Genomic DNA, 13,815 nt, shown 5'->3' on the forward strand with positions numbered 1-13,815 from the left:
CCATCGTATGGCCGTCGATGAGTGAACTGGGAAGCGATCCTTATCCACGCAATCTTCGACGGATTCCATCGTCAAGCTGCCGATCAGGCTACGCTTTCAGTGGCTGATCGGTGGAAAGGATGCGTGGCTAGTGTCGAATGTGACTGCCTCCGGGAGCGGTGTGACCCGGGTCGTTGCGCGGGCCAGGGTCGCGGAGCTGGCCGCGCGCGAGTCCGCCCGCCTCGACGTCCGCACCCGGGGCTCGGAGGCGCTGCATGCGCGGGCGGTGCGGTCGATGACCTCCGGGGTGYCGTCGTCCTACCAGRTGCGTGATMCCTGRCCGATCTACCTCACCCGCGGTCTCGGGTCGAAGGTCTGGGACGTCGACGGCAACGAGTACTCCGACTTCCACAACGGGTTCGGTTCGATGGTGCAGGGGCACGCCCACCCGGCGATCGTGCGGGCCGTGACCGAGCGGGTGGCGCTCGGTACGCACTTCGCGATGCCCACCGAGGACTGCGTGGTGGTCAGCGAGGAGTTGGCCCGCCGCTTCGGCCTGCCGCAGTGGCGCTATGTCAACTCCGGCTCCGAGGCGACGATGGACGCGATCCGCATCGCCCGCGGCGTCACCGGCCGCGACACGATCGTCAAGATCTTCGGTTCGTACCACGGGCACCACGACTACGTGATGGTGTCGATCGGGACCCCGTACGACGACATCGGTCCGGCCRAGAACATGAACTCGTTGGGTTACGGTGCCGGGATCCCCCGGGTGGTCGTCGACCTCACGGTGCCGGTCCCCTTCAACGACGCTCCGGCGATGGAGCGGCGGATCGCCGCGCTCGCCGCCGAGGGACGCCTGCCCGCCTGTGTGATCATGGAGCCGGCGATGATGAACCTCGGCGTCGTCCTGCCGGAGCCCGGTTACCTGGCGGCGGTCCGGGAGATCACCTCCCGGTACGGGGTTATCCTGATCTTCGACGAGGTCAAGACGGGGCTGTGCGTGGCGGCCGGTGGGGCCACCGAGAGGYTCGGCGTGCGCCCGGACCTGGTGACCCTGGCCAAGGCGCTCGGTGGCGGGCTGCCGTCCGGGGCGATCGGCGCGACGGCGGAACTGATGGAGGCCGTGGCCTCGGACCGGGTGAAACAGGTCGGCACGTACAACGGCAACCCGCTGACCATGGCCGCCGCCCGGGCGAGCCTGTTCGAGGTGCTCACTCCCGACGCCTACACCCACCTCGATCGGCTGGGTGGCCGGTTGACCGCCGGCTGCGACGAGATCCTGACCCGGCACGGCATTCCCGGCTACACCGTCGGCATCAGCTCGAAGGGATGCGTGCACTTCACCGACGCCCCGATCCGTGACTACACCTCGTTCATGGCGCACCAGAACGCCGAGTTGCCCGAACTGGCCTGGCTCTACAACGCCAACCGCAACGTCCTCATGGCGCCCGGGCGCGAGGAGGAGTGGACGTTGTCGGTGCAGCACACCGACGCCGATGTCGACCGCTACCTCGACAGCCTCGACCAGATGGCCCGGGACCTCGTCGGCTGAGCCGGCCCGATCCCCCAGGAGGGACAGAGACATGGATGCGATCTTCGCCAATCTCATCGGTGGCGTCTCCACCCCGGCCGTCGATGGCGAGACAATGTCCATCCTGAACCCGTCGACGGCGGACCTGCTGGCGCAGGCACCCCGGTCGGGGCCGGCCGACGTCGACGCGRCCGTGGCGGCCGCGAGCGCGGCGTTCGAGGGCTGGCGGGACACCACGCCCGCGCAGCGGTCCCGGGCACTGCTGCGGGTGGCCGACGCGCTGGAGGACCGGGCCGACGAGGTCGCGGCGGTGGAGAGCGCGAACACCGGCAAACCGCTGCGGCTCACCGTGGACGAGGAGGTCGGGCCGTCCGCCGACCAGATCCGGTTCTTCGCCGGGGCCGCGCGGCTGCTCGAGGGCCGGTCGGCCGGCGAGTACCTGGCGGGGTACACCAGTTATGTCCGCCGCGAGCCCATCGGGGTCTGTGCCCAGGTCACGCCCTGGAACTACCCGCTGATGATGGCGGTCTGGAAGGTCGCGCCGGCGATCGCGGCGGGCAACACCGTCGTGCTCAAGCCCTCCGACACCACCCCGGCGTCCAGCCTGCTGCTTGCCGAGATCGCCGCGGAGTTCCTCCCGCCCGGCGTGCTCAACGTGGTGTGTGGTGATCGTGACACCGGACGCGCGCTGGTGGCCCATCCGGGCCCGGCGATGGTCTCGGTGACCGGCAGCGTGCGGGCCGGGATGGAGATCGCCCGGGCCGCGGCGGACTCCTTGAAGAGGGTGCACCTCGAACTCGGGGGCAAGGCGCCGGTCATCGTCTTCGACGACGTGGATCCGGCGGTGGTGGCGCGGCAGATCRCCGAGGCCGCGTACTTCAACGCCGGCCAGGACTGCACGGCGGCGACCAGGGTGCTGGCCGCGCCGGGCGTCCACGACGAGCTCGCAGCCGCCCTGGCCGAGGCGGCCGGGAAGACCGCGACTGGATCGCCGGAGGAGCCCGACGTCGACTACGGGCCCCTCAACAACGCGGGCCAACTGGCCCGGGTGAGCGGTTTCGTGGAGCGGGCACCTGAACATGCCGAGGTGCTCGCCGGCGGTGCTCCGCTGGACCGGGCGGGCTACTTCTACCCGGCCACGGTCGTCTCGGGTCTGCGCCAGGACGACGAGCTCATCCAGTCCGAGGTGTTCGGCCCGATCATCACGGTGCAGCGGTTTGACTCGGAGGACACCGCGGTTGCCTGGGCCAACGGGGTCGAATACGGCCTGGCCTCCAGCGTCTGGACCCGCGATCACGGCCGGGCCCTGCGGGTCGCCCGCCGGCTGGACTTCGGCTGCGTATGGATCAACACGCACATCCGGCTCGTGGCGGAGATGCCGCACGGTGGGTTCAAGAAGAGCGGGTACGGCAAGGATCTGTCGGTCTACGGCCTGGAGGACTACACCAGGATCAAGCATGTGATGAGCAACATCGAATTCTGACCATCAGGTTCTGACCACCAGGTCAGAAGCGGTCGGGCGCGGGGAGGCGGGTACGAGTCCCGGGCCGGCTCCCGGGGTAGGCCGTGGAAGTAGGATGGTGTGCTTCGAGCGGGGGCAGGTGGGTGGCGGCGAGTCGCGGGTGGGTGGTGGCGAGTGAGGAAGAATCCAGCCTCGGTCGTGGCATCGGCAGACGGGACGACGAGCACCGGGGGCGGCCGTGCCCATGGCGTGCCCCGGGTGGGCCCGCTGACCTCCCGCTTCGTCACGGTCCACGGGTACCGGCGGTGCTATCTGCGGGCCGGGCGCGGGCCGGTTCTACTGCTCATCCACGGCATCGGGGACAACGCGCGCACCTGGGCCTCGATCATCCCGAAGTTGGCCCGCCGGCACACCGTCATCGCTCCCGACCTGCTGGGACACGGCGAGTCGGACAAACCGCGCGGTGACTACTCGGTGGCCGGCTACGCGTGCGGCATGCGTGACCTGCTCACCATCCTCGGAGTCGAGCGCGCCACGGTCGTCGGACACTCGCTGGGCGGYGGGGTGGCCATGCAGTTCGCCTACCAGTTCCCGGAGCGCTGCGAGCGGTTGGTGCTGGTCGCCACCGGCGGGGTCGGGCCGCACCTGCATCCCGCGCTGCGGGCGGCGGCCGTGCCCGGAGCCGGGGCGGTGCTTTCCCTGATCGGCATGCCGCCGGTGCGGGTCGCCGGCTGGGCCGGAATGCACGCGCTGCGCCTGCTGCACACCGATCTCGGGCGGGACGCCGACGATCTCCTGAACGTCTTCGACTCGCTGGGCGTACCCACCGCGCGGGCGGCGTTCCTGCGCACGCTACGGTCGGCGGTGGACGGGCGTGGGCAGTCCATCACGATGCTGGACCGGTGCTACCTCGCCGCCGGGATGCCCTCGCTGATCGTCTGGGGTGACCGGGATGCCGTCATCCCGGTTGAGCACGCGTGGATGGCGCACGAGGCGATGCCGGGGAGCCGCCTGGAGATCTTTTCCGGTGCCGGGCATTTCCCCCATCACACTGACCCCGAACGCTTCCGGGCGGTTCTCGAGGATTTTCTGGCGACCACCCGGCCGGCGAGTCACTCCCCGCAGCAGTGGCGGACGATGCTGCGTGAGCACGGCCGCTCGACCAGGACCACGGAAGTGTCCGCGCCCGCCGTCCAGCCGTCGGGCGCGCGTTCGGCCCCGGCGGAAGCCGYGGGTCGTGGCCTCACCCGGAGCCGATAAACGGGCACGGCTGCCGGCCACCGCGGGGCCGGGATCCGCCGTTATACGTTCACCGAGGTGACCCGTCGCATCGGAGCGGAGCCGCTATGCATCCACGACCCGGTTGGCCATCCATAGCCATGCCTTGCGGGAAGTCACCCGGTGAGATGCGTCGGTGCCGTTCTCGGCTGAACCGCTCTCGCGGAAGGTCTTCCCGGTCACCGATGGATCCGGCCAGCCGAGGATCAAGGACTCTCGTACCTCTTGGCGTGCCGCCTGTTCGGGCCAGAGTCTTCGCGTGATGCGCTGTCTTCCGGCGCGGGTCTGCATTAACTGGTCGGCACCCGCTATCGTGGAGTTCAACGGGCAGGCCGACGTCAATATGGCCTATCCTTGGTGGCGTAACACCAAAGTCCTCTCAAATCTCGGAGGTCGACCCTTGGCACGCCGTGCACGACTCAGCTGGCCCCAGGAACGGCGCCAGGCGAGTGAGGTAGTTGTCCGTCGGGTCGACCCCGGTCGGGGCTGGACCCTGGAACAGGCTCGTGACCTGCTACGACAGGGATACTCCGTCGAGCATGTGGCGGAACGCACCGGGTTTCCGGAGCAGATGCTGAAAGTCGCCGAGGAGGACTGAGTGCAGCCTCCCGCCATCCCGGTGTCAAGAAAGTGCCACGATGCGCCATCGTCGGCTGCCGGCGCGGGAGTGAGTGTTATCCCTTTCGTGGTCAATCCGCAGGTTCGGGGAACCGATCTTTCCCTGGTGATCGAGGGCGACGCCGGCTATAGCTTGCACGGCGCTATCCTAACCAGCAGTGATATGACGGTGTGCCGGAGTCGCGTCACGCTGCGCACAACTGAATCAACGACTTCGCCTGGTTGACTACCCAATTCGTCTGACCTTGGCGCACCTACGACAGTCGCGTCACYGGGCACCTCTGCTGGCTATGCCCGGGTGGCAMCCGTCACGCGTACCAGCCGGCGTAGATGGTCACTGTAGACCGCATCGAGCCCGTAGCCGGCTAGCCGGGTCAGTGTGGTTGTTCGTTGCGCATCCCACCCGAACACGGCGATACCCAGGTCGTGGAGAACACCGACGATGCCGGCCCGTGGTGGGGTCCATTCACGCGCGCGCAGGTTGAGGGCGGTGACTCCGACGGYCCGGAGTTCATCGCCGTACGCGGTCATTCCGCCGCCGGTGACGATGTCGCGGATCGACGTCGAGTTCACCAGCCGGACGTCGTCATCCAGCGGTCGGTATTTCGCTAGGTCCGTGAGCCCGCCGCACAGCCACAGCCGCCTCGCGGCCTCGCCGCCACCGGCCTCGCGGGCGACGGTGACGACGGCCGCCGCCGCGTCCGCCCAGCTGCCCGGCGGGCCCTTCAGATCAAGACTGAACTCGAAGGACGTACCCAGCTGCGCGTAGAACTCCGCGAGGGTTGGCAGCCACCCCGGCAGGCGGTCGGCGGTCAGGTCGGGAATCCGCCGACGCCGCCCGGGCGGGCCGAACACACCGTCATGATGCAGGACCGGAACGCCGTCGGCGGCGAGCCAGACGTCCGACTCCAGCCCACTCGCCCCGCCGGCCAGAGCGCGACGGAACGCGGGCAGGGAGTTCTCCCGCTGGCCGGGGGCGGGAGAACCACGATGCGCAAAACCGATCATGAAGAGCCGTTGAACGACTGCAGCGCGACGTTGTGGAGATGCCCGTTGGTGGTGAGCACCGTGCCGTGTCCCGGCCCCCGGCGCCCGCCCAGGTCGGTGAACCGGCCACCGGCCTCCTCGACGATGACCTGGAGCGCGGCCATGTCCCAGAGCGACACCTCGGGCTCGCAGGCGAGGTCCACGGCGCCCTCGGCGACCATCATGTGCGACCAGAAGTCGCCGTAGGCGCGGGTCCGCCAGACCTGGCCGGCGAGGTGGAGGAACTCCTCCAGCCGGTCGGCGGTCTGCCAGCCCTCGACGGAGGCGAAGGACAGGAAGGCGTCACCCAGGCTGGTGACCGAGGAGACCTTCAGGGCACGGGTGTCGCCGGTGGCGTCGCGAGTGAAGGCGCCGGTGCCCCGGGCTCCCCACCACCGTCGGCTCATCGCCGDGGCGCTCGCGACCCCGACGACCATCTCGCCGTCCACCTCGAGTCCGAGCAGGGTGCCCCAGACGGGCACGCCGCGCACGAAGTTCTTGGTGCCGTCAACGGGGTCCAGGATCCAGCGCCGGCGGGCGCCCGATCCGACGAGACCCTCCTCCTCGCCGAGCACGGCGTCGCCCGGCCGGGCCACGGCGAGCCGTTTGCGGATCATGGACTCGACGGCGGTGTCGGCGTCGGAGACCGGGGTGTTGTCCGGCTTCGACTCGACGTGCAGGTCTACTGCCTGGAATCGGGAAAGAGTGATCCGGTCGGCGGCGTCCGCGAGGCTGAGCGCGAGGGCCAGATCGTCGGCGATGGCGACGGTGTCGGAGTCCGCGGTCGGTTCGATGCTCACGGATGCGGGGTTAGGCGGGGTCACGCCTGCGAGACTACGAGCCGAGCCCCACCGCGCGTCGGTGGTCCCGGGCGCCGGACACCAGGTGGCGGGGTTAGTGTGACCAATCTCCCGATCTATTGCGATCAAGGTGAGGCTCCGCGGGTGCCGAGCAGCCGGCGCAGGCTCGCCAGCCGGGCGGCGTCGGCATGGCCGTCCCGCACCGCCGAGTCCAGGGCGCAGTCGGGGGRCGGCGCCAGGTGCTGGCATCCGGGCTGACAGTGCGCGGCGGCCGCGGCGAGGTCCTCGAAGGCGCGCAGCACGCGGTCCGGGGACACCGCGCCGAGCCCGAACGACCGGACACCCGGGGTGTCCACGACAGTGCCCCCCTGGGGCAGCCGCAGTGCGACAGCGGCCGACGAGGTGTGCCGGCCGCGGCCGGTCACGGCGTTGACCTCGCCGATCGCCCGGTCCGCCGCCGGCACCAGCCGGTTCACCAGGGTGGACTTGCCGACCCCGCTGTGCCCGAACAGCACACTGACCCGATTGGTCAGCAGCTCCAGCAGCGCGCGCAGGTCCCCACCGGGGCGCGTGGTCACGACGGGGAGTCCGAGTGGGCGGTACAGGTCCACCAGCGCTGCCGGATCCGCGAGATCCGTCTTGGTCAGGCACAGGACCGGGGAGAGCCCGCCGTCGTAGGCGGYGACCAGGCATCGGTCGATCAGGCCGGGCCGCGGCGGCGGATCGGTGACCGCGCAGACGATGACCAGGACGTCGGCGTTCGCGACGATCGGGCGTTCCACCGGATCGCTGTCGTCGGGGGTGCGCCGCAGGACGCTCGTGCGTTCCTCGCGGCGGACGATGCGCGSCAAGAGGCCCGCCGCCCCGGAGACATCTCCCACGAGGGCCACCCGGTCACCGACTATCACGGAGGTCCGGCGCATCGACCCACCGCGCACGGCCGCGACCAGGCGGTCGGCCATCGTGTCGAGCCGGCAGGTGTACCGGCCGCGGTCGACACCCACTACCACCGCCGCGACCGCCTCGGCATGGTCGGGCCGGTCCCGGGTCCGGGGGCGCGATCCCCGGCTCGGCCGGACCCGGACGTCGTCCTCGTCCAGCTCGCGGGCCATCGGACTAGCCGCCGGCGCTGTCGGTCGGACCCGGGGGGCAGCCGGCCTGGCCTGGGGGGCGTCGCGTCGCGCCGCTCATTGGTCCAGCATCGCCGTCCACATCTCGGGGAAGTCCGGCACCGTCTTGCCGGTCGTCGCGATGTCGTCGATGACGATCCCGGGCACCACGAGGCCGACCACCGCGTAGGCCATCGCCAGCCGATGATCGGCGTGCGGGTCGAGCCGGGCGCCGTGCAGGGGCGCCGGACTGATCGCCAGCCCGTCGTCGGCGACGGTGATCCGTGCGCCCAGGCGACCGAGTTCGAGGGCCAGGGCGGCCAGCCGGTCGGTCTCCTGCAGCCGCAGGTGCGCGATGCCCCGTAGCCGTGACGGCGAGTCGGCGAGCACGGCGAGGGCGGTCAGTATCGGAGCGGCTTCCCCGAAGTCGGACAGATCGACGTCGATCCCGTGGACGGCACCGGCGCCGGTGATCTCCAGGCCCGCCGACGTGCGCCGGGCCGTGCCTCCCATCGCCACCAGCAGATCGGGCAGCAGCCGGCCGGGCTGCTCGGTCGACTCCGGCCAGTCCGAGATCATCACCCGCCCGCCGGTGGCGACCGCCGCCGCGAGGAAGGCCGCCGCGCTGTTCATGTCCGGTTCGATGGTCCGGTCCGCGGCGGYCGGCCGGCCCGGTTCGACGCGCCAGCGCCGGGTGTCCGCCACCGGGCCGGCCGCGGGGGAGCACACGGCGTCGACCTCGACCGTGGCACCGGCGGCCCGTAGATCCGCGACGGTCATGTCCAGGTAGGGAGCCGATGGCAGCCGGGACCCGCGGTGGACGACCGTCACCCCGGTGTCGTAGTGCGGGGAGGCGAGGAGCAGCCCCGAGACAAGCTGGCTGGAGTGGGAGGCATCCACGATCACCTCGCCGCCACGCAGCCGCCCTCGGCCGTGCACGGTGAAGGGCATTCGGTCGCCGTCGATCTCGGCGCCGAGCTCGCGCAGCGCGCCGAGCAGCGGGGTGAGCGGACGCTCGCGCATCCGCGCGTCTCCGTCAAAGACGACGTCGCCGCGGGTCAGCGTGGCCAGTGCCGGGGTGAAGCGCGCCACGGTGCCCGCGTTTCCGCACTCCGCGCGCGCGGTGGGTGCGGCGCTCGGTGTCGGGTGGCCGTGGACGACCCAGTCGGGACCCTCGGTGGATACTTCGATACCCAACGTCCTCAGCACCCCGGCCATCAGCAGGGTGTCGCGGGAGCGCAGCGCACCCCGCAGCCGGGAGGTTCCGTTCGCCAGCGCGGCGAGCACGAGTGCCCGGTTTGTGCCGGACTTCGAGCCGGGCACCGCGACGACGGCCTCGACCGGTTGCCGTGCGAGTGGAGCCGGCCACGGATCGGACTGCGTTCCGGTGGCTTCGCTACCCGTCAGGATGCTCACCATGACAGCATGCCGGACGACGGCCCGGGTCAACCGCGTCCTCGTGACATGCGCCGGCCGACACCTGATTCCCGACACCTGATTCCCGCCACCTGATTCCCGCCACCTGATTCCCGACACCCGATTCCCGCCGGCCGRCACGGGGACGAGGCCCGGCTCCTGGGAATCGCGGCCGTCCTCGAACGCCTCGCCCCCTGGCCCGCGTGGACCGACCGCCGCGCCGGATCTTAGGCGGACCGGCGGGCCGAGGCGATGAGATGGATGCCGATGGACTCACCCTCACGCTCGGCGGAGAGTTCCACCTCCGTGCGTACCAGGGTGGGGAAGCACGAGACGTCCTCGGCGACCGCGCGCTTGACCGCCTCCGCGGAGAGCACGGTGCGCGGGCGGATCCAGTCCACGTCGAGCCCTGCGCTGGTCAGCAGTGCCCGAAGTTCCTCGGGCCAGAAACACCGGGTGATCGTTCCGTCTTCCGCCGGCACGAGTACCACGTCCGCCCGCGGGACGTCGGACAGCTCCGCCCAGCGGTGCTGTTCGGCGAGCCGGGCGAGTCCGAGCAGCAGGGAATCGACGCAGAGCAGCAGCTGGCCGCCCGGCCGCAGCATCCGATGGATCTCCTCCAGGATGGTCTCGGTGGCGAGGCAGAACGACAGCGCCCGAGCCTCGGCGAGGACGGCGTCAAAGGAACCGGGAGCGAACCAGTCCAGCGAGCGGGGGTCCCCCACCACCGGCAGAAGCGTTCCGGGACCGCTTGCCGGATCGGGTGGCAGGGCGCTGGTGACCACCCGGACGACCTGATGGCCGGTGCTCACCATCTGGCGGGCGAAGCGGGCCCGCGGGCCGGAGACGTCGAGCACCCGCGCGGGCCGGGACGGCAGCCATTCGCGGAGCTGGACCGCCGCGACCTCTTCGTAGAACGCCCAGTATGGGTCGTCACTGTTGGCTGGAGCCTCGCAGACCAGGGTGTTCGCTCGTCCGCGAGACGGACCCGGATCGGCGTCGGGGCCAGGCGGCATGAAACGTTCCTACCCTTCGAGGGGCGATGATGCGAGGTAAGTCACACACTCAAGGCGGAAGTCTGACAGATTCCAGGCTCGACCACGCCGTGTCCTTCCCTGTTCGCGCGGATAGATGCGCACCGGATTCGCCGTCCACCGCCGCCGACCCCGGGCAGGTCCCGGGTGATGGAGCGCCCACAGCTGTGGACGGCGGACGGCTGCTGGTGGTTCCCGGCACGGCGGAGTCGACGGTGCTCTTCCTGCACGGAGCCGGGACTGGCACGGACACGCCGCTTTTCGTCCAACTTGCGGCATATCTCACCTCTGTCGGGGTGCAGGTGGCGCGGCTGGAGATGCCGTACCGCGTCGCCGGGCGGCGGGCGCCGGACCGGCCGGCCCGGCTCGACGCGGTCGCGATCGCCGCGGTCGAGGCGCTGGGCCCGCCGCGCCCGTTGGCCTTCGCCGGCGCCTCGATGGGATCGCGGGTGGCTATGCGGGTCGCGGCCGGGCTCGAGGCGTGCGGCGTGCTCGCCCTCGGCTTCCCGCTCCAGCCACCGGGAACCACGCCGGCAGGCAAAACCAGGCCGTCGCGGCAGGACGAACTCGACGGCGCGGGCGTCCCGGTGCTCGTCGTCCAGGGTGAGCGGGACTCCTTCGGGCGACCGCGGCCCGATCCGGAACTCGGYCGCGAGATCCATCTCGTCGCGGGAGCCGACCACTCCTTCCAGACCCGCCGACGGGATGCGCGTCCGCCCGGCGAGGGCGTGGCCGAAGCGGCCCGGGTCGGCGCATTCTGGCTGCGGGGCCGGCTGCGGGAATCATCCGCGGGCTGATCCGGTTGTGTGGGCAGTCAGCCGACAGCTAACCGGCAGCCAGATGACGTCACGGAGGCTTCATGACTCCTGGGAGCAGCACCGGCCGGCGGCGGTCCGCGCAGGCGCGGACCGCCGCCGGCCGGCCTTTGCCGAGCGTTGCGCCGATGCGCGCTCCGGCTTTGGCCGGGGTATCGTCCGCTCTGGAAGGACGGTCGCGTGTCGCCCGGTCAGGTGTGGTGGACGCGGGGTGGGCCGCCGGGGAGCATGACGGTGAGGAAGTGATCCTGGTCGACGAGACCACCGAGGAGCGAGGCGCCCGTTTCGAGCAGGACGCCCTTCCCTACCTCGACCAGCTGTATGCGGCAGCCCTGCGCATGACCCGTAATCCCGCCGACGCGGAGGATCTCGTGCAGGAGACCTTCGTCAAGGCGTTCGCGGCCTTCCACCAGTTTCAGGCGGGCACGAATCTCAAGGCCTGGCTCTACCGGATTCTGACGAACACGTTCATCARCACGTACCGCAAGCGGCAGCGCCAGCCGTTGCAGAGCCCCACCGAGCAGGTGGAGGACTGGCAGCTCGCCGAGGCGGGGTCGCATACGTCCAGTGGGCTCAAGAGCGCGGAGACCGAGGCGTTGGAACACCTGCCGGACAGTGACATCAAGGACGCCCTGCAGGCCCTGCCCGAGGACTTCCGCATGGCGGTGTACCTCGCCGACGTCGAGGGCTTCGCCTACAAGGAGATCGCGGAGATCATGGGTACGCCGATTGGGACCGTGATGTCCCGGTTGCACCGCGGTCGCCGGGGTCTGCGGAAGTCCCTGGAGAAGTACGCCTTGGACCGTGGGCTCGTGGCGGCCGGTTCCGCCGACGGCGAGGGCGGTGCGTCGTGAGCTGCGGCGGTCCACACGAGATCGATTGCCGGAAAGTGCTCGACGCGGTTTTTCTGTATCTCGACGGTGAGTGTGAGGGCGGGCAGCAGAATCTGATTCGGGCCCACCTTGACGAATGCTCCCCCTGCCTGCGCGAGTTCGGGGTGGAGCACGAGGTGAAGATGCTCGTCGCCCGTAAGTGCGGCGGGGAGCGGGCGCCCGAGTCGCTGCGGGCGAGCCTGCTCGCCCGGCTGCGGGCCGCCCGGGTGGAGATCGACGCCGCCGAGTACCGGCCGGAGTAGCTGGGGCCCGCCGGAGTAGCTGGGGCCGGACGGAGTATCGGGCAGCCCGGGGGCGGGCCGTGGCTGCCACGGCCCGCCGGGTGGCTCAGGTGTTCGGGCGCTTGCCGTGGTTGGCCTTGTTCTTCGCCCGTGCGCGCCGCTTGCGCTTCTTCTTCGCCATCAGGAATCTCCCTCCGTTCTGCTTCGACGTGCAGTCATCGTGCCAGTCCGCACCGACGGGAGGTGACCGGCGGGTCCGTCGAGGCCGTCGTCCTCGTCGGCGTCGCCGAACCCATCCGGTGAGCCATCGCCGAGGTTCCCCTGGGCCGGAGACTGTACCGCCCTGGCGTGGCGGCGGGCCTGCAACGTGCGCCACGCCCGCACGGGGGCCAGCGTTCCGAACAGTCCCAGCGCCGCGGCGATCGCCACGTCGCCGACGCTGACGACCGCGGGCGTCCAGGGCAGGGGCAGCGGGATGATGTCACTGAGCAGGCGCAGGACMGTACCATCCCCGGCCGGCGTGTGAAATGCCGAGGTCAAGATGTCGGAAATCGGTACACCGGCGTGGTCGGCCCCCCACCGCGACACCGGCATCTGGCCGCCGTTCGCGGTGATGACGGCGGCGTTGGAGATGAGACCGGTGACCAGGAGACCGAGTCCGGGCAGGCGGTTGTTCGCGCTGGCGAACAGGGCTGTGACCACGGCGGCCGCGATCCACGCCGGGCTGTGCAGGGCGGGCACGAGTCGGCCGATCGCGAGCACCAGGACCGCCGCGGCGAGCAGCCATGGTCGGGAGACATCGATGCGGGCGAGGGCGCCGAGAGTTCCGCCGCGGGCGAGGCCGACGCCCAGACCGCATAGCAGGGTCAGCACCAGAAGTACGAGCACATGCGTAGTGTGCGGTGTTATGAGCGACAGTCCCAGCACCGGGCGGTCGCGTCGCCCCAGCGTGCCGGCCCGGATACATCCGGGGCCCAGGGACGTTGGTCGGACAGCCTCGGCGCACTACGCTCTTRCCAGATTCACCGCCGCTGAAGGGAGCCTGATGGCCGAGGAAGTCCGCGCTGAGATGGTGGCCAACGTCTGGAAGGTCGTCGTCGGTGTGGGAGACCCGGTGAGCGCCGGTGACGCCCTGGTGATCCTCGACTCGATGAAGATGGAGATCCCCGTGATCAGCGAGGACGGCGGGACGGTCGCCCGGATCGCGGTGCAGGAGGGCGACGTCGTCCAGGACGGTGACCTGATCGCCGTGGTCGAGCCGCTCCCCRCCGCCTGATCGTCCTTGTTCGGCGGGGTAGCGGCTGAGAGATCCGATGCCTCGGGCGATGTCCTAAGCTGCCCATTATGGACGCCGCGTTTTGTGACCGTTGCGGTCAGTTGGCCAGTGTGGGCAGCCACGAGGCCTGCCGGCGGGCCCGCGAGCTGGAGCCACCCCGCTACTGTCGAGCCTGCCGGCGGCGGATGGTCGTCCAGGTCACCCCGGTGGGTTGGTCGGCCCGGTGCGCGGAGCATGGGCTGCTCTCGGTCTGAGCTCGCCGACCCCGCCGGGCGTGGGCGAGGAGGAGGGTGACGTCGTCGTCGTAGCCGTCGTTGCCGTCGTTGCGGTTGAGGAGGGTCAGTAGCCGGTCCG

The 13,815-nt window shown here is 70.6% G+C and carries 16 protein-coding genes; 9 read left to right on the forward strand and 7 right to left on the reverse strand.

What is annotated here, in order from left to right:
* Window positions 1-160: 160 nt before the first annotated feature.
* The 4 genes from CcI156_RS17005 to CcI156_RS17020 all read left to right on the forward strand — a co-directional run bounded on the left by CcI156_RS17005 (window position 161) and on the right by CcI156_RS17020 (window position 4,851).
* Window positions 161-1,534 carry an aspartate aminotransferase family protein gene (locus CcI156_RS17005; RefSeq protein ID WP_254847477.1) on the forward strand — a complete coding sequence of 458 codons (1,374 nt, stop codon included), beginning with the start codon at window positions 161-163 and terminating at the stop codon, window positions 1,532-1,534.
* Window positions 1,535-1,565: 31 nt separating this feature from the next.
* Window positions 1,566-2,996 (forward strand): gamma-aminobutyraldehyde dehydrogenase, encoded by a 1,431-nt coding sequence (locus tag CcI156_RS17010; protein WP_076806797.1) that lies wholly within the window; start codon window positions 1,566-1,568, stop codon window positions 2,994-2,996.
* Between the two features lie 177 nt (window positions 2,997-3,173).
* Window positions 3,174-4,235 carry an alpha/beta fold hydrolase gene (locus tag CcI156_RS17015; RefSeq protein ID WP_371681819.1) on the forward strand — a complete coding sequence of 354 codons (1,062 nt, stop codon included), beginning with the start codon at window positions 3,174-3,176 and terminating at the stop codon, window positions 4,233-4,235.
* Window positions 4,236-4,653: 418 nt separating this feature from the next.
* Window positions 4,654-4,851 (forward strand): hypothetical protein, encoded by a 198-nt coding sequence (locus tag CcI156_RS17020; RefSeq protein ID WP_035729797.1) that lies wholly within the window; start codon window positions 4,654-4,656, stop codon window positions 4,849-4,851.
* 308 nt (window positions 4,852-5,159) lie between these two features.
* Here the strand turns inward: CcI156_RS17020 and CcI156_RS17025 are convergent, their stop codons facing one another.
* From CcI156_RS17025 to CcI156_RS17045, 5 genes are all read right to left on the reverse strand, one after another.
* Window positions 5,160-5,879 carry a glycerophosphodiester phosphodiesterase gene (locus CcI156_RS17025; RefSeq protein WP_076806802.1) on the reverse strand — a complete coding sequence of 240 codons (720 nt, stop codon included), beginning with the start codon at window positions 5,877-5,879 and terminating at the stop codon, window positions 5,160-5,162.
* On the reverse strand, window positions 5,876-6,721 hold the full coding sequence (gene hisN, locus CcI156_RS17030; protein WP_076806805.1) for a histidinol-phosphatase: 846 nt from the start codon (window positions 6,719-6,721) through the stop codon (window positions 5,876-5,878). Before hisN ends, CcI156_RS17025 begins: the two co-directional genes overlap by 4 nt.
* A 101-nt stretch (window positions 6,722-6,822) precedes the next feature.
* Entirely contained in the window at window positions 6,823-7,809 is a 987-nt protein-coding gene (gene rsgA / locus CcI156_RS17035) for a ribosome small subunit-dependent GTPase A (protein ID WP_076806807.1), read from the reverse strand.
* Window positions 7,810-7,884: 75 nt separating this feature from the next.
* The gene (gene aroA, locus CcI156_RS17040) at window positions 7,885-9,225 is read right to left on the reverse strand and encodes a 3-phosphoshikimate 1-carboxyvinyltransferase (protein WP_076806809.1); all 1,341 of its coding nucleotides are present in this window, start codon (window positions 9,223-9,225) and stop codon (window positions 7,885-7,887) included.
* A 224-nt stretch (window positions 9,226-9,449) separates the two neighbouring features.
* Window positions 9,450-10,238 carry a methyltransferase domain-containing protein gene (locus tag CcI156_RS17045; protein WP_011438145.1) on the reverse strand — a complete coding sequence of 263 codons (789 nt, stop codon included), beginning with the start codon at window positions 10,236-10,238 and terminating at the stop codon, window positions 9,450-9,452.
* A gap of 185 nt (window positions 10,239-10,423) precedes the next feature.
* On the opposite strand from CcI156_RS17045, the gene CcI156_RS17050 reads away from it, so the two are divergent.
* From CcI156_RS17050 to rsrA, 3 genes are all read left to right on the forward strand, one after another.
* The gene (locus tag CcI156_RS17050) at window positions 10,424-11,053 is read left to right on the forward strand and encodes an alpha/beta family hydrolase (RefSeq protein ID WP_308726831.1); all 630 of its coding nucleotides are present in this window, start codon (window positions 10,424-10,426) and stop codon (window positions 11,051-11,053) included.
* Window positions 11,054-11,115: 62 nt separating this feature from the next.
* The gene (locus CcI156_RS17055; protein ID WP_254847479.1) at window positions 11,116-11,925 is read left to right on the forward strand and encodes a sigma-70 family RNA polymerase sigma factor; all 810 of its coding nucleotides are present in this window, start codon (window positions 11,116-11,118) and stop codon (window positions 11,923-11,925) included.
* On the forward strand, window positions 11,922-12,206 hold the full coding sequence (gene rsrA / locus CcI156_RS17060) for a mycothiol system anti-sigma-R factor (protein ID WP_011438142.1): 285 nt from the start codon (window positions 11,922-11,924) through the stop codon (window positions 12,204-12,206). Before CcI156_RS17055 ends, rsrA begins: the two co-directional genes overlap by 4 nt.
* Window positions 12,207-12,291: 85 nt before the next feature.
* Here rsrA and CcI156_RS27855 read toward each other — a convergent pair whose 3' ends face one another.
* Entirely contained in the window at window positions 12,292-12,366 is a 75-nt protein-coding gene (locus CcI156_RS27855; RefSeq protein WP_369807823.1) for a 50S ribosomal protein bL37, read from the reverse strand.
* Window positions 12,366-13,073, reverse strand: coding sequence for a DUF5317 domain-containing protein (locus tag CcI156_RS17065; RefSeq protein ID WP_232234866.1), 708 nt, complete (start codon window positions 13,071-13,073; stop codon window positions 12,366-12,368). The genes CcI156_RS27855 and CcI156_RS17065 overlap by 1 nt, the downstream gene beginning before the upstream one ends.
* Before the next feature lie 157 nt (window positions 13,074-13,230).
* Between CcI156_RS17065 and CcI156_RS17070 the strand changes: the two genes are divergently transcribed.
* Complete coding sequence (locus CcI156_RS17070) at window positions 13,231-13,461, forward strand: biotin/lipoyl-binding carrier protein (protein WP_076806812.1); 231 nt, start codon at window positions 13,231-13,233, stop codon at window positions 13,459-13,461.
* A gap of 68 nt (window positions 13,462-13,529) precedes the next feature.
* A complete protein-coding gene (locus tag CcI156_RS27860) occupies window positions 13,530-13,715 on the forward strand; it encodes a hypothetical protein (protein WP_076806814.1) in 186 nt (61 codons plus the stop codon).
* Window positions 13,716-13,815: the final 100 nt, after the last annotated feature.

This window comes from Frankia sp. CcI156 (genome assembly GCF_001983015.1).
GTDB lineage: Bacteria > Actinomycetota > Actinomycetes > Frankiales > Frankiaceae > Frankia > Frankia casuarinae.

Coding starts and splice junctions, on each gene's coding strand:
- CcI156_RS17045 (WP_011438145.1), bottom strand. CDS start 10,238: ATGCCGCCTGGCCCCGACGCCGATCCGGGTCCGTCTCGCGGACGAGCG.
- CcI156_RS27860 (WP_076806814.1), top strand. CDS start 13,530: ATGGACGCCGCGTTTTGTGACCGTTGCGGTCAGTTGGCCAGTGTGGGC.